The sequence below is a fragment of the Streptomyces sp. CNS606 genome (genome assembly GCF_000426325.1).
Window position 1 is genome coordinate 107,278 of sequence record NZ_AUFD01000009.1, and the last position, 18,842, is coordinate 126,119.

Consider the following 18,842-nt stretch of genomic DNA (forward strand, 5'->3'; position numbering starts at 1 on the left):
CTCCTCGTACGGACCGTGCGCACGGGCCGCCCCCGGCGGCTGCGGGGATCATACTCACGGGCCCTGCGCGGCTCGGGGCGGCCCGGGTGGCAGGATCGAGGACATGTCCGACGCGCTCGATGCCCGCCCCTACGACGCCCTGCTCCTCCTCTCCTTCGGCGGCCCGGAGGGCCCCGAGGACGTCGTGCCCTTCCTGGAGAACGTCACCCGGGGCCGCGGAATCCCCCGGGAACGTCTGGAGGAGGTCGGACGGCACTACTACCGGTTCGGCGGCGTCAGCCCCATCAATGCGCAGAACCGGGCACTGGCGGAGGCGCTGCGCGAGGACTTCGCCGCGCACGGACTCCACCTCCCGGTCCACTGGGGCAACCGCAACTGGCAGCCGTACCTCACCGACGCGCTCCGCGACGCCGTGCGGGACGGCGCGAGCCGCGTCCTGGTGCTCACCACCAGCGCCTACGCCTCCTACTCCGGCTGCCGGCAGTACCGCGAGAACCTCGCCGAGTCGCTCGCCGCGCTGGAGGCGGAGGGCCTGGCGCCGCCGCGCGTCGACAAGCTGCGCCACTACTTCAACCACCCCGGCTTCCTCGACCCGGTGACCGACGGCGTCCTGGCCGCCCTCGGCAGGCTCCCGGAGGCCGTGCGCGACGGCGCCCACCTCGCCTTCTGCACCCACTCCATCCCCACCGCGTCCGCCGAGACCTCCGGCCCGGACGGCGGCGCGTACGTCGCCCAGCACCTCGACGCGGCCCGGGTGATCGCCGCAGCGGTACGGGAGGCCACCGGCGTCGACCGGCCCTGGCGGCTCGTCTACCAGTCGCGGAGCGGCTCACCGCAGGTGCCCTGGCTGGAGCCGGACGTCTGCGACCACCTGGAGGACCTGCACGGCTCCGGTGCGCCCGCGGTCGTCATGATCCCCGTCGGCTTCGTCTCCGACCACATGGAGGTGCTGTACGACCTCGACACCGAGGCCATGGCCAAGGCCGAGGAACTGGGACTGCCCGCCGCCCGCTCGGCGACCGTGGGCGACGATCCGCGGTTCGCCGCGGCCGTCCGCGAACTGGTGCGGGAACGGGCCGCCACCGAACGCGGCGAACGGCCGCGGCGCTGCGCGCTCGGCACCCTCGGGCCGAGCCACGACGTGTGCCCGGCGGGCTGCTGCCCGGCCCGCACGCCGAAACCCGCCGCGGCCGGCGCGGACAGCCCGTACGCCTGACCCCGCCCACCCCGACGACGAGGAGCACGAGCACCGTGACCGACGGACACCACAGGCCCCGCGACGCCTCAGACCCCGACGCGCTCGAGCGGCTCAAGGCCGACCTGCTGGAGACCGCGCTGGCGGCGGCGGAACGGGCGGGTGTGCTGCTGCGCGACGGGCGGCCGGACGACCTGGGCGTGGCGGCCACGAAGACCAGCCCCATCGACGTCGTGACCGAGATGGACCTCGCCGCCGAGAAGCTGATCACCGGGCACCTCGCCGAGCACCGGCCGGACGACGGCGTGCTCGGCGAGGAGGGCGCCTCGGTGGACGGCACCAGCGGAGTGCGCTGGATCGTCGACCCGATCGACGGCACCGTCAACTACCTCTACGGCCTCCCGGCCTGGGGCGTCTCCGTCGCCGCGGAGTACCGGGGGGAGACCGTCGTCGGCGTCGTCGAGATCCCCTCCCGCGCGGAGACGTTCCGGGCCGTCGCCGGGCACGGCGCCTTCCGCAACGGCCGGCCGGTCCGCTGCCGGACCTCTCCCTCGCTCGACCAGGCCCTCATCGGCACCGGCTTCAACTACGTCCAGGAGCGGCGCGTCGCCCAGGCGGAGGTGGCGCGCCGTCTCGTCCCGCAGGTCCGCGACATCCGCCGGTCCGGCTCCGCGGCCGTCGACCTCTGTGACGTGGCCGCGGGCCGGCTCGACGGCTTCTACGAACGCGGACTGCACCGCTGGGACTGGGCGGCCGGCGACCTGATCGCCCGCGAGGCTGGTGCGCTGACCGGTGGCCGGCCCGGCGAGCCGCTGGGCGAGGACCTGACGGTCGCCGCCTCCCCGGGGGTCTTCCGCACCCTCCAGCCCCTCCTCGACGCCCTCGGCGCCTGGCACGACTGACCCCTTCCGTGCGCGCCTCCTCACGGCGCGCAGCGGAGCGCCGGCGGCCGTCGCCGCCTCCCCGGGAGCACCGTCGTGACGGCGCTCCCGGGCCGGCGGTCGGCTCCGCACAGGAGTGTGCCCCGGACCTGAAGGCCCGGGGCACTGTGTCGGCTGTGTCGGCGGCGATGACGCAGCCCGTCGTGGAGGGACGGCCGCGAACGTCCGCTTCAGCAGGGGGAGGCGCTGACCCCCCGGCTGACGCGGTCCACGTCCACGCCGTGATCGGCGGCGATGCGCCGCAGATCCTCCAGTTCGGCCTGCTCGACGTCCACGAGGAAGTCGTCGCCCGACTCACGAGCGGCGTGCAGATCGGACTGGGTGCTCCGTATCCGCTGCAGAATGCCTGCGGTGAACGCGTCCATGTGCGCCCCCTCGTCATGGTCGGCGGCACGGGGGTGTGCCGAGGGTGATGGGCACGATCACGACGTGCTGCCCGGCCGACGCGAAAGCCCGGGTGGGTCGGGCCATGCCGCCGGCAAGGCGTGATCGTTGGGTGTGCACTCGTCCTCCCCACCTTGATGCCGGGGAAAACCTCACAGGTGGCGAAAAAAATCCCCGGTCGTCCCGCGTCCCGCTCCCGCACGCCCGTCACCTCCTCTTACCGCCGGTTTACCGGCGGGGCGGGCAGGATGGGGGGAGGACGCCGCTGGGGTGCGGCGCGGCGGCGCGTGCCGCCGCGCCCGCGACCGCCCCGGCGGCACCGCTGCCCGCCCCGCCGGGGCGCATCGAGGACAGGGCCGGACCGACCGGACCGGACAGGGAAGGAAGACCGCCGTGCGCGTACTCGTCGTCGAGGACGAGCAGCTGCTCGCCGATGCCGTGGCGACCGGACTGAGGCGGGAGGCCATGGCCGTCGACGTGGTCTACGACGGCGCGGCCGCCGAGGAGCGCGTGGGCGTCAACGACTACGACGTCGTCGTCCTCGACCGGGACCTGCCGCTGGTGCACGGCGACGACGTCTGCCGGGCGATCGTCGAGTCCGGTCTGCCCACCCGCGTGCTGATGCTCACCGCGTCGGGCGACGTCAGCGACCGCGTCGAGGGCCTGGAGATCGGCGCCGACGACTACCTTCCCAAGCCCTTCGCGTTCAGTGAGCTGATCGCCCGGGTCCGTGCCCTGGGCCGTCGTACGACCGCCGCGCTGCCGCCGGTGCTGGAGCGGGCCGGGATCAAGCTGGACCCGAACCGCCGCGAGGTGTTCCGGGAGGGCCGGCAGGTGCAGCTCGCGCCGAAGGAGTTCGCGGTGCTGGAGGTGCTGATGCGGGGCGAGGGGAACGTGGTCTCCGCCGAGCAGCTGCTGGAGAAGGCGTGGGACGAGAACACCGATCCGTTCACCAACGTCGTCCGCGTCACCGTGATGACCCTGCGTCGCAAGCTCGGCGAGCCACCGGTCATCCTCACCGTCCCCGGCGCCGGGTACCGGATCTGAGCCATGGCCGACGCTCCTACGCCCGCCCCGCCGCCCCCCGACGCGCCCCCGAAGCCCACCTGGGACCCGCGTGAGCCGTCCCGCCCGTACCCCTGGCTGCGGCCCACGATCCGGATACGGCTCACGCTCCTGTACGGCGGCATGTTCCTCATCGCCGGCATGGTGCTGCTGACGATCATCTACCTGCTCGCCGCCCAGGCGCTGTACGAGATCAACGAGCTGCCGTTCAAGATCATCGGTGTGGAGGCGCAGCTGACCTCCAACACCTGCCCGGAGCTGGCCGGGCGGATGCCCGCCGAGGAGCTGATGCGCCGCCTCGCGCAGTGCAACGACGTGCAGCGCGCCCATGCGCTGGACGAGCTGCTGCGCAGCTCGCTGCTGGCGCTCATGGGCCTCGCCCTGGCCGCTTTCGCGTTCGGCTACGTGATGGCCGGCCGGGTGCTGTCCCCGCTGGGCCGCATCACCCGCACCGCCCGCCAGGTGGCCGGGTCGGACCTGCACAAGCGCATCGAGCTGGAGGGCCCGGACGACGAGCTGAAGGAGCTGTCCGACACCTTCGACGAGATGCTGGACCGGCTGGACCGGGCGTTCACCGCCCAGCAGCGCTTCGTCGCCAACGCCTCGCACGAGCTGCGCACCCCGCTGGCCATCAACCGCACGCTGCTGGAGGTGCAGCTCTCCGACCCGGACGCCTCCCCGGAGGTCCACCAGCTCGGCAAGACCCTGCTGGCCACCAACGAACGCAGCGAGCAGTTGGTGGAGGGCCTGCTGCTGCTCGCCCGCAGTGAGAACGAGATCGTCGACCGCAAGCCCGTCGACCTCGCCGAGGTGGCCGGCCGGGCCGTGGAGCAGATGCGGGCCGACGCCCAGGCGGCGCGCGTGGAGCTGGGCGGCCTGCGCCCGCCCGCGTACGTGCAGGGGAACGGGGTACTGCTGGAGCGGGTGGCGCTGAACCTGGTGCAGAACGCCGTGCGCTACAACCTTCCCGAGGGCGGCTGGGTGGCGGTGAGCACCGAGGCGCAGCCCGGGCACGCGCTGCTGGTCGTCGAGAACACCGGGCCGCACGTCCCGGCCTACGAGGTGGACAACCTGTTCGAGCCGTTCCGGCGTCTTCGTTCCGAGCGGACCGGAAGCGACCGGGGCGTCGGCCTGGGGCTGTCCATCGTGCGGTCCGTGGTGCGGGCCCACGGCGGGACCGTGCAGGCGCGGCCGAGGGACGAGGGTGGCCTGGTCGTGTGGGTCGTGCTGCCCGTCTGAGCCGGGCGTCACGGCTCGCCCGAGGGTCGACCGAAGGGGTGTGAGGAGGAGCACATGTACGGAATTCGGCGGACACGGACGCCGCCGGGGCGGGCGCCTGCGCGGCTGTGATCGATCACACAGGCGATTTCGGCCGCATCGACGCTGTGTGATCTTCGGCCGGGAAGAAATGCCGGAACGTCCGGGTTTCGCCTGGTGTCGATCGTGGGCAGACCACGGAGTGTCGCGCGCCAAGTGCGACTTTCGGACCGTCTACGGTCCTGATCGACTGCCCACCCGATCACCTCTTCGGGGGTCGGGTCGGGTGTCGATTGAGTAACAGACCTTGATGTGAGGCAAAATCTCCGCCTCAGGTCGGGCACAAGCCCGGCCTCTCACGCGTTACGTGCGCTGAGACACCGCATACACCCAGAGGGGGAGAGCGACATGGCAACGGATTACGACACCCCACGCAAGACCGACGACGACGTCAACGAAGACAGCATCGAGGAGCTCAAGGCACGACGAAACGACAAGTCCGCGTCCAACGTCGACGTGGACGAGTTCGAGCAGGCCGAGGGCCTCGAACTGCCCGGCGCCGACCTGTCCAACGAGGAGCTGTCGGTCCGCGTCCTGCCGCGGCAGGCGGACGAGTTCACCTGCATGAGCTGCTTCCTGGTGCACCACCGCTCGCAGCTCGCGGCCGAGAAGAACGGGCACCCGATCTGCCGCGACTGCGCGGCCTGATCCGGTACGCCCCCGCCGTGGCGGCAGACGACGCACGTGATGCCGAGCGAGGAGCCCAGGACGAGGGCGCCTCGCTCGCACCGGTGCCCGCGCGCCGCCGCCTGCCGCGCGTCCCGTGGGCGCGCCGGAGCGGCGCCGACGCGGCCGACGGAGCGGCCGGTGCCCGAGGAGGGGCGGAATCGGCGGCCGAGACCGAGCGGGCCGGGAGCGGGGACGTGCCGGAAGCAGCAGACCCCCTCGATCCGGACGCCCCCGACGACCGCTCACGGCGTGGCCGGGTCCGCGCCTTCCTCGGCGTGGTCGCCGACCGCATCGTGCAGATCGCACCGCGCATCCCGGTGCGGGACCTGGAGACGCTGCGCCGCCAGTTCCCGGGCCTCGGTCCGGAGGAGATCGCCGACCGGCTCGTCTCGGGTGCCCTGAAGGGCTCGGCGACGGTCGGCGCCGGCGTGGGCGCGGCCGCGATGATGCCCGTCCCGCCGGCGATGCCCACCGAACTCGCCGCCGAGATCGTCGGCGTCGCCTCCATCGAGCTCAAGCTGATCGCCGAACTGCACGAGGTGTACGGCCGCCGCGCCCCCGGCACCCTCCAGCAGCGCACCGCCGCCTACCTCCAGGCCTGGACCTCCGAGCGGCGGATCGACCTCACCAAACCCGCGACGGTGAACGCCGCGCTCGGCGTGCAGATGCGCCGCGAACTGCGGCAGCAGCTCCTCAAACGGACGCTGCGCAACCTGCCCAGCCTCACTCCGTTCATGGTGGGTGCGGCCGTGGGCGCGGTGATGAACCGGCGCGACACCGCGAAGCTCGCCGAGCGGGTCCGCGCCGACCTCCGACGGGTCGCCGTCCCCTGGCACGAGCTGCCACCGCCGGGTGAACTTCCCCCGCCCGGTGCTCCCGGGCTCCCGCCCGGCCGCTGAGCCCGCCCGCAAGGGTCCCGGGTCCCTGCGGGTCCCTCCGGGCCCGTCAGCCCTCCGGAGCGGCTTCCCCGGCCGCCTCCAGGGCCGCCACCAGCGCCTCCGGCCGCCGCGTCGAGACGTACACGTACGGCGTCGGGTCCTCCGGGTCCGTGACCTCCACCCGCACCGCCGTGCGCACGTAACCCCGCAGCAGCATGTGCGCCCGCGGATCGGCCTTGTACGTGCGCCACGCCTGCGCCTCGTCCGCGTCCAGCGCCCATGCCTCGCCCAGCGCGGCGACGGGGATGCGCGCGTCCCCGGCGACCAGCGAGCCGGCGACGACCCGAACCCGGGCCGACCCGTACGCGCTCACTCCGACCGCGGCGGCCGCGCCCGTCACCACCAGCCCGACCAGCATCGCCACCGCCCCCACCGGCAGCAGGATCAGCCCGCCCGACAGCCCGGCCAGCACGGCGATCAGCCACCACGACCGCGGCGCCGTCAGCCGCTCGTCGAACGGCCCGGCCGTCCGTGCGGCCCCCTGCGGGGAGGGTGCGGACGGGGACGAGGCCGAGGGGGTGGAAGGCTGCTCCATGTCTCCAGCTTGGCACGGCCGCTCGGGGCCGCCGCCCTCCGCGCCGGTAAGGTCTGCACACGTGAGTGCAGAACGACCCGCCCGAACCTCCCTGACGCCGCCGGACGACGCCGTGATCCCGGTCCGTCACCCCGACGCGCCCGCCCCCGGCGAGGTGCTCGGCTCCCACTACAACCAGTGCTTCGGCTGCGGCGAGAAGCAGCCGCACGGCCTGCACCTGGAGGCCCGCGCGGGGGAGGGCGTGACCGTCACCGCCGAGTTCACCGTCAAGCCCGCCCACCAGGGCGCACCCGGTCTCGCCCACGGCGGGGTGCTCACCACCGCCCTGGACGAGACCCTGGGCTCCCTCAACTGGCTGATGCACGTCATCTCCGTGACGGGCCGTCTGGAGGCCGACTTCGTCCGCCCGGTCCCCGTGGACACGGTGCTGCACCTGGACGCCCGGGCCACCGCCCGGCACGGCCGCAAGATCTACTGCACCGCCACCGGCCGCATCGGCGGCGCGGACGGGCCGGTCGCCGTCCGCGCGGACGCCGTCTTCATCGAGGTCAGGGTCGAGCACTTCGTCGACCACGGCCGCGAGGCCGAGATCCAGGCCGCCATGGCCGACCCGGACCAGGTCCGCCGCGCCCGCGCCTTCGAGGTGAACCCGTGACCCGGCCGCCCGTCGACGTGCTGATCCGCCGCCTCGACCCCGAGGTGCCGCTCCCCGCCTACGCCCACTCCGGCGACGCCGGCCTCGACCTGGTCACCACCGAGGCCGCCGTGCTCGCCCCCGGCGAACGGACGCTGCTGCCCACCGGGGTTTCCCTCGCACTGCCCGACGGGTACGCCGCCTTCGTGCACCCCCGATCCGGCCTCGCCGCCCGCTGCGGCCTCTCGCTGCTCAATGCCCCCGGAACCGTGGACGCCGGGTACCGTGGAGAGATCAAGGTGATCGTGGCGAACCTCGACCCGCGCGAGACGGTGCGGTTCGAACGGTTCGACCGCATCGCCCAACTCGTCGTTCAGCAGGTGGAGAAGGTGCGCTTCCACGAGGTGGAGGAGCTGCCGGGCTCGGCACGGGCCGCGGGGGGCTTCGGTTCGACCGGGGGCCACGGCACCGGCACCGCTGCACGCCAAGAAGATTCCGTTGTGGTCGAATCCGGCCTGGACGCCGACCTGAGAGGACAGTGACGTGTTCGGACGTCGTCGCAAGAAGAGCGAAAAGCCTGAGAGGGGCGCCTCGGACGAGTTCGAGACCGAGCAGTCCGACGGTGGCGGGAGCGACGCCACCGGCGCCGACGGCGTGACCGACGCCGAGGCCCAGCGCGTCAAGCTGCCCCCGGCCCCGCGACCGGACGGCCCGTGGGACCTCTCCGAGGTCGGCGAGCCCGGCAAGGGCCGCGTCAACCTCGGCGGCATCTACGTTCCCGGCGTGGAGGGCATGGAGCTCCGCGTCGAGGTCGCCGGCGACGCGATCGTCGCGGCCACCGTCGTGCTCCGCGACAGCGCCGTCCAGCTCCAGGCCTTCGCCGCCCCCAAGCGCGAGGGCATCTGGGAGGAGGTCCGCGAGGAGATCGCCGCCGGCATCACCAAGCAGGGCGGCGTCATCGACGAGAAGGAGGGCTCGCTCGGCTGGGAGCTGCGCGCCCAGGTCCCCGTCCAGCTGCCCGACGGCAAGCACGGCGTGCAGGTCGTGCGGTTCATCGGCGTCGACGGCCCGCGCTGGTTCCTGCGCGGCGTGATCTCCGGCCAGGGTGCCGTCCAGCCGGAGCAGGCCGGGCTGCTCGAGTCGATCTTCCGTGACACCGTCGTGGTGCGCGGCGAGTCGCCGATGGCCCCGCGCGACCCGATCGTCCTCCAGCTCCCCGAGGACGCCCAGATGGTTCCCGAGGGTGTCCGGCAGGAGACCGTCGAGGAGGGCTCCCGGTTCGCCGGAGGCATCGACAAGCTCCAGCGCGGCCCCGAGATCACCGAGGTCCGCTGACCCCTGCCGCAGCCGCGCACCGGGCGGTACGGTCGTCCCGGCCCCGCCGCCGCGACACGCCTCAGGGCGTCGCGGAGCGGGGCCGGAGGTCCGTAGGGGGCCTCCGGGCACGCACGGGGACCAGGGGGGCACATGAGCGACGCCGTACCGGAGGAGGCCGGCACCTCGCCGGGGCAGCGGCCCGAGCCGATGGTCGTCGTCGAGGGCCTGCACCGCACGTACGGCGGCGGCGCCACCGCCGTGCACGCGCTGCGCGGCGTCTCGTTCACCGTGCCGCGCGGCCGGCTCACGGCCGTCCGCGGACGCTCCGGATCGGGAAAGACCACTCTCCTCAACCTCGTCGGCGGGCTCGACACCCCCGACGACGGCACGGTCACCGTCGACGGCACCGCCCTCGCCGACCTGACCGGCGAGCAGCTGCTGGAGCTGCGCCGGGACCGGGTCGGCTTCGTCTTCCAGGGCTTCGGCCTGCTCCCGGTGCTCACCGCAGCCGAGAACGTCGGCGTCCCGCTGCGCCTGCGGCGTGCCCCCACCGCCGAACGCGAGGAGCGCGTCGCCCTGCTGCTCTCCCTCGTCGGCCTCTCCGACCATGCCGCACAGCGTCCCGGTGAACTCTCCGGCGGCCAGCAGCAGCGCGTCGCCCTCGCCCGCGCCCTCGCCAACCGCCCCCGCCTGCTCCTCGCCGACGAGCCCACCGGCCAGCTCGACGCCGACACCGGACTCGCCGTGATGGAACTGCTCCGCGCCGTCGTCCGCAGCGAGGGCGTCACCGCCCTGGTGGCCACCCACGACGAGGCGCTCCTCGGCCTCGCCGACGAGGTGCTGGAGCTCACCGACGGCCGGGTCCGGCAGAGCCGGGAACCCTTGCCCGGCGCGGGTACGCTGGCGCTATGAAAGGTGCCACCCGCGACGAGCCCGCCCACGGGCGCTTCCGGCGCTTCCTGGAGCGGCTGTCCTCCTCGGAGGAGGATCTGCGGTCCGCCGAACTGCGCGAGGACACGGCGACCACCGGCTGCACGCGCATCAGCGAGTGCACGGACCGGCAGTTCGTCCGCGTGACCGGTACACTGCGCACCGTGACGCTGCGGCCACGCGCCGGAGTTCCCACCCTGGAGGCCGAACTCTTCGACGGTTCGGCCGCCCTGGACGTGGTGTGGCTCGGCAGGCGGGCGATCGCGGGTATCGAACCCGGGCGCAAGGTGATCGCCTGGGGCCGGGTGGCGATGAACCGGGGCCGCCCCGTGCTCTTCAACCCCAAGTACGAACTGCGACCCCTCGGACAGGAGTAGCGGGTGACCTCACTCGACAGGGACACCGCCCACCAGACCCGTGAAGGGGCCGCGCCCCCGCCCGCCGAGGACGGGACCACGGCGTCACCGGACGGAGCGACGTACCAGGCCGAGACGCACGCCGCGCTGCTGGAGGCGTTCGGCGGCCTCCGCGGGTTCATCGAGACGACCGTCCCCGGGCTCTGCTTCATCCTGATCTACACGATCAACCGGGACATCCACACCGCGGCCATCGCCGCACTCGTCCTCTCCGCCCTGATGGGCGTCGCACGGCTCCTCGGCCGCAGCACGGTCAAGCACGCCTTCAGCGGCGTCTTCGGCGTCGCGGTGGGCGTCGCCTTCGCCGTCTTCACCGGGGACGCGAAGGACTTCTACCTGCCGGGCATGCTGTACGGGCTCGGTCTCGCGCTGGCCTACCTGATCAGCGCGGCCACCGGCTATCCGCTGCTCGGCATCATCCTGGGGCCGATCTTCAAGGAGAACCTCTCCTGGCGCACCCGTAACCCGGGTCGCAAGCGCGCCTACGTCAAGGCCAGCTACGCCTGGGGCTTCATCTTCCTGACCAAGTCGGCGATCCTCTTCCCCCTGTACTTCTTCGCCGACCCGACCCGCTTCGGCTGGGTCACCGTCGCCCTGAAGATCCCTCCGCTGCTGCTGGCCGTCTACCTCACCTGGATCTTCCTGGCGAAGGCCCCGCCGCCGATCAACGTCCTCGCCGAGATGGAGGCCGAGGAGGAGGCGAAGGCGGCGGAGACCGCCCCGAAGGCCGACGACACCCCCGGGCCCGCGCCCGAACGCGGCCGCCACCGCGCGTAGGCGCTCCGGGCCGGGGGCCCCCTCTCCGCCGTCACCGGCTCCCCACCCCCGCCGGTCGCCCCGACGAGGCGGCTGGTGGGCGTCACGCTCCGGTTGCCGCCACTTCCTCACAGCCCTGGGGTGACGGACTGCGCAGGGCCGCCGGGATGCGGCGCGACCTCCTCCCGGGGCCCGCGCCCGCAGGCGGGGTGGTCCGGTACCGGCCGTACCCGGTCCGCCCGGGCGCGCCGGTCTGCGGCTGCGCGCCCCGTGCGGGGGAGTGGTCCTCGGCCGACGGCGCCGGTCCCGTCAGGTCTCGGTGCATCTGCTGACGGCGTCGCCGCCCTCGTCCGGAGGGGACCCGTCCGCGTGTCCGGCCCGCGAAACGGTGGCCGTCCGGCCGGAGGCCGCCGGCTCTCCGGCCCGCGAAGCGGGCCGGGGCCCTGTCCTTCTCCCGGCTGCTGCGGCGAGCTGCCCGGCCGCCGGCGCAGGTGGTGTCCGGGCGCGCGGCCGCGGCGCGAGAGTCACCCGCGCCACCGGCGGGGAGTCCCCGGCACGGGAGGTGGGGCGGAACCCCGCGGCCGAGGCGCCGTACGTCGGCTGCCCCCGGGCGTCAGCCCGACCCGCGGACGGACAGCAGGTCCTCCAACTGCTCCTCCCGCGCCGGCGCGGCCACGAACAGCAGCTCGTCCCCGGCCTCCAGGGCGTCGTTCGGGTTCGGCGTGAGCACCCGGTTCCCCCGGATGATCGTCACCAGCGCGGTGTCCTGCGGCCAGGCCACGTCGCCGACCCGCGTCCCCGCCAGCGCGGCCTCCGGCGCGAGCGTCAGCTCGACCAGGTTCGCGTCGCCCTGCGAGAAGCGCAGCAGCCGCACCAGGTCGCCGACGCTCACGGCCTCCTCGACCAGCGCCGACATCAGGCGCGGCGTAGACACCGCGACGTCGACGCCCCACGACTCGTTGAAGAGCCACTCGTTCTTCGGGTTGTTGACCCGGGCCACCACCCGCGGCACGCCGTACTCGGTCTTCGCCAGCAGCGAGACCACGAGGTTCACCTTGTCGTCCCCGGTCGCCGCGATCACCACGTGGCACCGTTCCAGCGCCGCCTCGTCCAGCGACGTGATCTCGCACGCGTCGGCCAGCAGCCACTCCGCCAGCGGGACGCGCTCGACGGAGATCGCCGACGGCGTCTTGTCGATGAGCAGCACCTCGTGGCCGTTCTCGAGCAGTTCGCCCGCGATGGAGCGGCCGACGGCTCCGGCACCCGCAATCGCCACCCTCATCGCTGCTGCGCCTCCTCGGGGCCCTTCGCGAAGGCCGCTTCCGTCTCGGCTACCTGGTCGGTGCGCATCATCACATGCACCAGATCACCCTCCTGCAGCACGGTCTGCGACGTCGGCAGCATGGCCTCGCCCAGCCGGGTGAGGAAGGCGACGCGTACGCCCGTCTCCTCCTGGAGCCGGCTGACCCGGTGGCCCACCCACTCCTCCGACGCGTGCACCTCCGCCAGCTGCACGCCGCCGCTCGGGTCGCGCCACAGCGGTTCCGCGCCCGACGGCAGGAGCCGTCGCAGCATCTGGTCGGCGGTCCAGCGCACGGTCGCGACCGTGGGGATGCCGAGCCGCTGGTAGACCTCGGCGCGCCGCGGGTCGTAGATGCGGGCGGCGACGTTCTCCACGCCGAAGTTCTCCCGCGCGACCCGGGCCGAGATGATGTTGGAGTTGTCGCCGCTGCTGACGGCGGCGAACGCGCCGGCCTCCTCGATCCCGGCCTCCCGGAGGGTGTCCTGGTCGAAGCCGAGCCCGGTCACCCGACGCCCGCCGAAGCCGGAGCCCAGCCGACGGAACGCCGTGGGGTCGCGGTCGACCACGGCGACCGTGTGACCCTGCTGTTCCAGGGCCTGTGCGAGCTCGGCGCCTACGCGTCCGCAGCCCATGATCACAATGTGCACGCCCGTCCCTCTCATCCGCTGCAGCGGGCCGTATCAGCATCGCACGAGTGCCCGCGTACGATCCTCCCCGTGCCGAAGTTGACCGACCTGCCGAAGCGGATTCTCATCGGGCGGGCCCTGCGCAGCGACCGGCTTGGACAGACCCTCCTGCCCAAGCGCATCGCCCTTCCCGTGTTCGCCTCGGACCCGCTCTCCTCCGTGGCGTACGCGCCCGGCGAAGTGCTGATCATGCTGTCCCTCGCCGGGGTCACCGCGTACCACTTCTCGCCGTGGATCACACTGGCGGTCGTCGTACTGATGTTCACCGTCGTGGCGTCGTACCGGCAGAACGTGCGGGCCTACCCCTCGGGCGGCGGCGACTACGAGGTCGCGAACACCAACCTGGGCCGGCGCTCGGGTCTCACCGTGGCGAGCGCGCTGCTGGTCGACTACGTGCTGACGGTCGCGGTGTCGATCTCCTCCGGAGTGGAGAACCTGGGGTCGGCGATCCCCTTCATCGTGGAGCACAAGACCGCCTCCGCCGTGGCGATCATCGCGCTGCTCACCGTGATGAACCTGCGCGGCGTGAAGGAGTCGGGGAAGCTCTTCGCCATCCCCACCTACTGCTTCGTCTTCGGCGTGTTCTGCCTGATCGCCTGGGGTGCGATCCGCCACTGGATGTTCGGCGACGACCTGCGCGCGCCCAGCGCCGGCTACGAGATCCAGACCGAGCACCCCGGCGGTCTCACCGGCATCGCCCTCGCCTTCCTGCTGCTGCGCGCCTTCTCCTCCGGCTGTGCCGCGCTCACCGGCGTGGAGGCGATCAGCAACGGCGTGCCCGCGTTCCGCAAACCCAAGTCGAGGAACGCGGCCAACACCCTGGCGATGATGGGCGCCATCTCGGTCACCATGTTCTGCGGCATCATCGGCCTCGCCCTGGCGACCGACGTGAAGATGGCGGAGAACCCGGCCACGGAGATCCTCATCGACGGGGCGCCCGCGGGCGAGGACTACGCCCAGGACCCGGTGATCACCCAGGTCGCCGCGGGCGTCTTCGGCGACGGCTCGTTCGCGTTCGTCTTCCTCGCCGCCGCCACCGCCCTCGTCCTCTTCCTCGCCGCGAACACCGCCTACAACGGCTTCCCGCTGCTCGGCTCGATCCTCGCCCAGGACCGCTACCTGCCCCGCCAGCTCCACACCCGCGGCGACCGGCTGGCCTTCTCCAACGGCATCGTGCTGCTCGCCGGCGCCGCCGCGATACTGGTCGCCGTCTACGACGCCGACTCCACCAAGCTCATCCAGCTCTACATCGTCGGCGTGTTCGTCTCCTTCACCGTCAGCCAGACCGGCATGGTGCGGCACTGGAACCGCCTGCTCTCCGAGAACCCGTCCCGGGCCGCGGCCCGCCGCATGAAGCGCTCCCGCGCCATCAACGCCTTCGGCGCCTTCTTCACCGGCCTGGTGCTGGTCGTCGTCCTCCTCACGAAGTTCACCCACGGCGCCTGGGTCTCCCTCGTCGGCATGGCGCTCTTCTACGCCGTGATGACCGCCATCCGCCGCCACTACGACAACGTCTCCGAGGAACTCGTGGTCGAGGAGACCGAGGAGGAGCCCGTGCGCCCCTCCCGGGTGCACTCCATCGTCCTCGTCTCCAAGATCCACAAGCCGACGCTGCGCGCTCTCTCCTACGCCCGCCTCGTCCGCTCCGACACACTCGAGGCCGTCACCATCAGCGTCGACGAGGAGGAGACGCGCGAGCTGCGCGCCGCGTGGGACCGCCGTGGCATCGACGTGCCGCTGAAGATCCTGGAGTCGCCGTACCGCGAGGTGACCCGCCCGGTGATCGACTACGTCAAGCGGCTGCGCCGCGAGTCGCCGCGCGACGTGGTGGCCGTCTACATCCCGGAGTACGTGGTCGGCCACTGGTACGAGCAACTGCTGCACAACCAGAGCGCGCTGCGCCTCAAGGGCCGCCTGCTCTTCACCCCCGGCGTGATGGTGACCTCGGTGCCGTGGCAGCTGGAGTCCTCGGAGATCGCCAAGCGTCGGGCCCGCAAGTACGCCGACTGGAACGCGCCCGGCGCCGTCCGCCGGGGGCCCGTCCCCGGCGCCCCACCGCGCGGCAACGGCAACGGCCACCGCAACGGCGGCGACGACGGCAGTCCGCCGCGCTGAGCCCCCGCCCACGGCCGTCCGCCGGGCGGGAATCCCGTCGCCGGCCCGGCACTAGACTGGACGGCTGCCGCCCCAGCAAGCCCGTCAGCACCCGACGCAGTGGAGCCACCCCCTCATGTCCCAGTCCCCGGACGCCCCCGGCGCCGACCGTCCCGTCGACGCCGCCGCCACCGACTCCGGTGAGGCGTCCCTCGTCGGTCAGGAGCACACCGTGACCGTCGGGCCCGTCGCCCACGGCGGCCACTGCGTCGCCCGCACCGACGAGGGCCAGGTCCTCTTCGTGCGGCACACCCTCCCCGGCGAACGGGTGCGCGTCCGCGTCACCGAGGGCCAGGAGGGCGCCCGTTTCCTCCGCGCCGACGCCGTCGAGGTGCTGGAGGCGTCCAAGGACCGCGTCCCCGCCCCCTGCCCGTTCTCCGGCCCCGGCCGCTGCGGCGGCTGCGACTGGCAGCACGCCAAGCCCGGCGCCCAGCGCCGGCTCAAGGCCGACGTGCTCGCCGAACAGCTCCAGCGCCTCGCCGGGCTCACCGCCGAAGACGTCAACTGGGACGGCACCGTCGAACCCGCCCCCGGCGACAAGGTCCCCGCCGGGGAGGTTCCCGCCTGGCGCACCCGCGTCCAGTACGCGGTCGACGCCGACGGCCACGCCGGTCTGCGCCGGCACCGCTCGCACGAGGTCGAGCGCGTCGACCACTGCCTCATCGCCGCCCCCGGCGTCAGCGAACTCGGCGTCGAGAAGCACCTCTGGCCGCAGATCGCCACCGTCGAAGCCACCGCCGCCACCGGCTCCAGCGACCGCCAGGTCCTCCTCACCCCGCGCCCCGGCGGACGTCTCCCGCTCGTCGAACTCGACCGGCCCGTCTCCGTCCTCCGCGTCGGCGAGAAGGACAAGAACGTCCACCGCGTGCACGGCCGCCCGTACGTCCGCGAGCGTGCCGACGACCAGACCTGGCGGATCTCGGCCGGTGGCTTCTGGCAGGTCCACCCGCAGGCCGCCGGGCTCCTCGTCGACACCGTGATGCGCGGCCTCACCCCGCGCAAGGGTGAGACGGCCCTCGACCTCTACTGCGGCGCCGGTCTCTTCGCGGGCGCCCTCGCCGACCGCCTCGGCGAACAGGGAGCCGTCCTCGGCATCGAGTCCGGCAAGCGTGCCGCCGAGGACGCCCGCCACAACCTCGCCGGCTTCCCCCGCGTCCGCGTCGAACAGGGCAAGGTCGAAGCCGTCCTCCCGCGCACCGGCATCACCGAGGCCGACCTCGTCGTCCTCGACCCGCCGCGCAGCGGCGCCGGCAAGCAGACCGTCCGCCTCATCGCCGCCCTCGGGCCCCGTCGCATCGCTTACGTAGCCTGCGACCCCGCCGCCCTCGCCCGCGACCTCGCCTACTTCCGCGAGGCCGGCTACGTCCCCCACTTCCTCCGCGCCTTCGACCTCTTCCCCATGACCCACCACATGGAGTCCGTCGCCATCCTCAAGCCCGCTCCGCAGGGCATCTGACCTGCGCTTCCGCCGAAGTGTACGAGGTCCGCTGCGGGTGATTCGGGCGTTGGCGTGACGTCCCCGAAGTCACCCTGTCTGCGGACGGGCTGGACGCCGTCGACGAGATCGTTGCCCCCGGCGTCCCGGTCGATCCGGTCGGCAACATGGTGTGGCCGACCGAGGCGCAACGGCTGCACATACATCAATCTGGTACATGTGATAGTTTTGGTACATGTCCATGAAGCGCACCAACGTCTACGCCGACCCCGAGGACCTCGCCATCATCAAGGAGGCGGCGAAGCGGCGCGGCATCAGCGAGGCCGAGATCATCCGGCAGGGCATCCATCTCGCGGCGATGGCCAACCGCGTCTGGGACGAGCCTCTCTTCTCCCGCACTTTCGAGGGGGCCGGCCGCACCCTCGGCAAGAGCGAGGTGCGTGACACCGTGGCCGATGCCGTGCGCCGGGAGACCGGAGCCGGAACCGCCGCGTGATCATCGTCATTGCGGACACGTCCGGGCTCCTCGCGGCGCTCGACTCCACTCACCCCGAGTACCAGGCGTCGAATGAAGCGATCATGGCCGCCGGCCTCCTGGTGATGTCGCCTCTCCTGCTTGCGGAGCTCGATCACGTGGCGACCCGGGAGCTCGGTCGCCAAGCCGCGCACAGTGCGGTCGACGACATCCGGACCTGGATGCGCCGCGGTCGCATCGCCGTCCCCGAGATCACGGAGGACCACCTGGGGATCGCCCAGTCCGTGCGTGCCCGCTACCGGGACCTCGACCTGGATCTGGCAGACGCTGTGAACGTGGCCCTTGCCGCCGACTACGACACGGACGCAGTGCTGACGCTCGACCGCCGCGACTTCCGCGCGGTGCGTCCGCTGGGTCGCCACAAGACGTTCCGGGTTCTCCCGGACGATCTCCCACTCTGAGGCCGGCGGCGCACGGCTGAGGCTGAGGCGCCGACTTCCCTGGTGGTGACGCTCACCCGCCGCTGGTCCTTGCCCCTCTGCGGTGTGGTCACGCAGCCGGCGTCCGGCCTCGCGTCGCGGCCTGTGCGCCGTCCAGCGCCGCCAGTTCATCCTCGGTGAGGAGGGTGGATGCGCCCACCACGGCCTGCTCGACCTGTTCGACGCTGCTGACTCCGACGACCGGGGTCAGCGCCGGGTTCCCGGAGGCCAGCCACGCGAGCACCACCTGGCCCGGCCGGAGTCCGCGCGCGGTGGCGACGCGGGTCAGCGCCGCCAGCCGTCGTTCGGTGCCGGGGTGGCGGTATGCGGTCTCGAGCGGGCGGTCACCGCGGTCGTACCGCCCCTGGAGGGTGGCGGTGTAGACCCAGCCGTCGCACGACGGGTTGCGTCGCAGGAAGTCGAGGCCGTCCGGTGACAGCATTCCCAGCGGAATCGGCTGGCCCTCCACGGCCATGCCGCCCGCGGGCTGGAGGTAGGAGTAGCGCTGCTGGTACGCGCCGGGTTGCGGGTGGCCGGCGTGTTCGGCGGTGGCCCGGATCCGCTCGAGCAGCCAGGACGGGTGGTTCGAGACGCCCCAGCGGGCGGTCAGGCCGTCGCGGACCAGGCCGCCGAACGTCTCGACCAGGTCCTCCACCGGAACGGTCGGGTCTTCGACGTGCGCCCAGTACAGGTCCACACCGGCTACGCCCAGCCGTTCCAAGCTCTGTGCCATGGCTCCGCGAACGACGTCCTCGCGCAGCCCTTCGAGGTGGTCGGGGAACCCGCCGACCCGCGTGGGCTGGGCGCCGACCTTGGTGCTGAGGCGGACGCGGACTCCGGGGTTGGACGCCAGCCAGCGGCCCAGCAGCGCCTCGCTCTGGCCGCCGAAGCCGGTCTCGGATGTCCAGAAGCTGTAGTTGTCGGAGGTGTCGACGAAGGCTCCGCCGAGTTCGGCGTACCGGTCGAGAACCGAGAAGGCGGTCCGTTCGTCCACCCTGGTGCCGAAGTACATCGTCCCGAGGGCGATCATGGGTGTGGTCATGGCGACACCTTCGTCGCTGGAGCGCGCTCCACGTCAAGCTTGCGCGTTGACGCAGGTTGCGAGCGGCCACGGGCACTCCGACCGGCTCGTGCCGCGTCCTACTCCTGCACCGGCACGTCCAACCGGTCCGGCTCCCACCACGCCGCCGCAGTCGACGGTGCCGGCCGGGAA

Annotated in this window: 21 protein-coding genes; 16 read left to right on the plus strand and 5 right to left on the minus strand. The window is 72.9% G+C overall.

The features are described from left to right. Positions 1 to 103 precede the first annotated feature (103 nt). Together K304_RS0106970 and K304_RS0106975 are read left to right on the plus strand one after the other, a co-directional pair. Positions 104 to 1,216, plus strand: coding sequence for a ferrochelatase (locus tag K304_RS0106970; protein WP_027763163.1), 1,113 nt, complete (start codon positions 104 to 106; stop codon positions 1,214 to 1,216). Positions 1,217 to 1,320: 104 nt separating this feature from the next. Continuing rightward, complete coding sequence (locus K304_RS0106975) at positions 1,321 to 2,097, plus strand: inositol monophosphatase family protein (RefSeq protein ID WP_486591600.1); 777 nt, start codon at positions 1,321 to 1,323, stop codon at positions 2,095 to 2,097. A 209-nt stretch (positions 2,098 to 2,306) separates the two neighbouring features. Here K304_RS0106975 and K304_RS0106980 read toward each other — a convergent pair whose 3' ends face one another. Further along, entirely contained in the window at positions 2,307 to 2,501 is a 195-nt protein-coding gene (locus K304_RS0106980) for a hypothetical protein (RefSeq protein ID WP_027763165.1), read from the minus strand. A 412-nt stretch (positions 2,502 to 2,913) separates the two neighbouring features. Between K304_RS0106980 and K304_RS0106985 the strand changes: the two genes are divergently transcribed. The 4 genes from K304_RS0106985 (at position 2,914) to K304_RS27725 (ending at position 6,470) form a co-directional block, all read left to right on the plus strand. Next, positions 2,914 to 3,567, plus strand: coding sequence for a response regulator transcription factor (locus tag K304_RS0106985; RefSeq protein ID WP_027763166.1), 654 nt, complete (start codon positions 2,914 to 2,916; stop codon positions 3,565 to 3,567). 3 nt (positions 3,568 to 3,570) lie between these two features. Further along, entirely contained in the window at positions 3,571 to 4,824 is a 1,254-nt protein-coding gene (locus tag K304_RS0106990; RefSeq protein ID WP_027763167.1) for a sensor histidine kinase, read from the plus strand. Between the two features lie 426 nt (positions 4,825 to 5,250). Continuing rightward, positions 5,251 to 5,550, plus strand: a complete 300-nt coding sequence (locus K304_RS0106995) for a DUF4193 domain-containing protein (RefSeq protein WP_023528427.1) — start codon at positions 5,251 to 5,253, stop codon at positions 5,548 to 5,550. A gap of 17 nt (positions 5,551 to 5,567) precedes the next feature. After that, complete coding sequence (locus tag K304_RS27725; protein ID WP_078528720.1) at positions 5,568 to 6,470, plus strand: hypothetical protein; 903 nt, start codon at positions 5,568 to 5,570, stop codon at positions 6,468 to 6,470. A gap of 46 nt (positions 6,471 to 6,516) precedes the next feature. Here the strand turns inward: K304_RS27725 and K304_RS0107005 are convergent, their stop codons facing one another. After that, positions 6,517 to 7,044 (minus strand): DUF3093 domain-containing protein, encoded by a 528-nt coding sequence (locus K304_RS0107005; protein WP_078528723.1) that lies wholly within the window; start codon positions 7,042 to 7,044, stop codon positions 6,517 to 6,519. 61 nt (positions 7,045 to 7,105) lie between these two features. Between K304_RS0107005 and K304_RS0107010 the strand changes: the two genes are divergently transcribed. The 6 genes from K304_RS0107010 to K304_RS27735 all read left to right on the plus strand — a co-directional run bounded on the left by K304_RS0107010 (position 7,106) and on the right by K304_RS27735 (position 11,118). Continuing rightward, positions 7,106 to 7,699 (plus strand): PaaI family thioesterase, encoded by a 594-nt coding sequence (locus K304_RS0107010; protein ID WP_051308025.1) that lies wholly within the window; start codon positions 7,106 to 7,108, stop codon positions 7,697 to 7,699. After that, positions 7,696 to 8,220, plus strand: coding sequence for a dUTP diphosphatase (gene dut / locus K304_RS0107015; protein WP_027763170.1), 525 nt, complete (start codon positions 7,696 to 7,698; stop codon positions 8,218 to 8,220). Before K304_RS0107010 ends, dut begins: the two co-directional genes overlap by 4 nt. Position 8,221: 1 nt before the next feature. Continuing rightward, entirely contained in the window at positions 8,222 to 9,013 is a 792-nt protein-coding gene (locus tag K304_RS0107020) for a DUF3710 domain-containing protein (RefSeq protein WP_027763171.1), read from the plus strand. Positions 9,014 to 9,145: 132 nt separating this feature from the next. After that, entirely contained in the window at positions 9,146 to 9,907 is a 762-nt protein-coding gene (locus K304_RS27730; protein ID WP_051308027.1) for an ABC transporter ATP-binding protein, read from the plus strand. Further along, a complete protein-coding gene (locus K304_RS0107030) occupies positions 9,904 to 10,302 on the plus strand; it encodes an OB-fold nucleic acid binding domain-containing protein (RefSeq protein ID WP_027763172.1) in 399 nt (132 codons plus the stop codon). Before K304_RS27730 ends, K304_RS0107030 begins: the two co-directional genes overlap by 4 nt. Positions 10,303 to 10,305: 3 nt before the next feature. Next, the gene (locus K304_RS27735) at positions 10,306 to 11,118 is read left to right on the plus strand and encodes a DUF3159 domain-containing protein (protein WP_051308029.1); all 813 of its coding nucleotides are present in this window, start codon (positions 10,306 to 10,308) and stop codon (positions 11,116 to 11,118) included. A gap of 592 nt (positions 11,119 to 11,710) precedes the next feature. On the opposite strand, the gene K304_RS0107040 is transcribed toward K304_RS27735, so the two are convergent. Next, positions 11,711 to 12,379 carry a potassium channel family protein gene (locus K304_RS0107040; protein ID WP_027763173.1) on the minus strand — a complete coding sequence of 223 codons (669 nt, stop codon included), beginning with the start codon at positions 12,377 to 12,379 and terminating at the stop codon, positions 11,711 to 11,713. Continuing rightward, the gene (locus tag K304_RS0107045) at positions 12,376 to 13,047 is read right to left on the minus strand and encodes a potassium channel family protein (RefSeq protein WP_027763174.1); all 672 of its coding nucleotides are present in this window, start codon (positions 13,045 to 13,047) and stop codon (positions 12,376 to 12,378) included. Before K304_RS0107045 ends, K304_RS0107040 begins: the two co-directional genes overlap by 4 nt. A 69-nt stretch (positions 13,048 to 13,116) precedes the next feature. Between K304_RS0107045 and K304_RS27740 the strand changes: the two genes are divergently transcribed. From K304_RS27740 to K304_RS0107065, 4 genes are all read left to right on the plus strand, one after another. Continuing rightward, positions 13,117 to 15,201, plus strand: a complete 2,085-nt coding sequence (locus tag K304_RS27740) for an APC family permease (protein WP_051308031.1) — start codon at positions 13,117 to 13,119, stop codon at positions 15,199 to 15,201. 115 nt (positions 15,202 to 15,316) lie between these two features. Then, on the plus strand, positions 15,317 to 16,696 hold the full coding sequence (locus tag K304_RS0107055) for a class I SAM-dependent RNA methyltransferase (protein WP_027763175.1): 1,380 nt from the start codon (positions 15,317 to 15,319) through the stop codon (positions 16,694 to 16,696). 214 nt (positions 16,697 to 16,910) lie between these two features. Next, positions 16,911 to 17,171 carry a ribbon-helix-helix protein, CopG family gene (locus K304_RS0107060; RefSeq protein WP_027763176.1) on the plus strand — a complete coding sequence of 87 codons (261 nt, stop codon included), beginning with the start codon at positions 16,911 to 16,913 and terminating at the stop codon, positions 17,169 to 17,171. Further along, positions 17,168 to 17,611, plus strand: coding sequence for a PIN domain-containing protein (locus tag K304_RS0107065; RefSeq protein WP_027763177.1), 444 nt, complete (start codon positions 17,168 to 17,170; stop codon positions 17,609 to 17,611). The genes K304_RS0107060 and K304_RS0107065 overlap by 4 nt, the downstream gene beginning before the upstream one ends. Before the next feature lie 88 nt (positions 17,612 to 17,699). On the opposite strand, the gene K304_RS27745 is transcribed toward K304_RS0107065, so the two are convergent. Continuing rightward, entirely contained in the window at positions 17,700 to 18,671 is a 972-nt protein-coding gene (locus K304_RS27745; RefSeq protein WP_051308033.1) for an aldo/keto reductase, read from the minus strand. Positions 18,672 to 18,842 lie beyond the last annotated feature (171 nt).

Coding starts and splice junctions, on each gene's coding strand:
- K304_RS0107005 (WP_078528723.1), bottom strand. CDS start 7,044: ATGGAGCAGCCTTCCACCCCCTCGGCCTCGTCCCCGTCCGCACCCTCC.
- K304_RS0107040 (WP_027763173.1), bottom strand. CDS start 12,379: ATGAGGGTGGCGATTGCGGGTGCCGGAGCCGTCGGCCGCTCCATCGCG.
- K304_RS0107060 (WP_027763176.1), top strand. CDS start 16,911: ATGTCCATGAAGCGCACCAACGTCTACGCCGACCCCGAGGACCTCGCC.
- K304_RS27745 (WP_051308033.1), bottom strand. CDS start 18,671: ATGACCACACCCATGATCGCCCTCGGGACGATGTACTTCGGCACCAGG.
- K304_RS0106970 (WP_027763163.1), top strand. CDS start 104: ATGTCCGACGCGCTCGATGCCCGCCCCTACGACGCCCTGCTCCTCCTC.
- K304_RS0106990 (WP_027763167.1), top strand. CDS start 3,571: ATGGCCGACGCTCCTACGCCCGCCCCGCCGCCCCCCGACGCGCCCCCG.
- K304_RS0106980 (WP_027763165.1), bottom strand. CDS start 2,501: ATGGACGCGTTCACCGCAGGCATTCTGCAGCGGATACGGAGCACCCAG.
- K304_RS0106995 (WP_023528427.1), top strand. CDS start 5,251: ATGGCAACGGATTACGACACCCCACGCAAGACCGACGACGACGTCAAC.
- K304_RS0107055 (WP_027763175.1), top strand. CDS start 15,317: ATGTCCCAGTCCCCGGACGCCCCCGGCGCCGACCGTCCCGTCGACGCC.
- K304_RS0107030 (WP_027763172.1), top strand. CDS start 9,904: ATGAAAGGTGCCACCCGCGACGAGCCCGCCCACGGGCGCTTCCGGCGC.
- K304_RS27730 (WP_051308027.1), top strand. CDS start 9,146: ATGAGCGACGCCGTACCGGAGGAGGCCGGCACCTCGCCGGGGCAGCGG.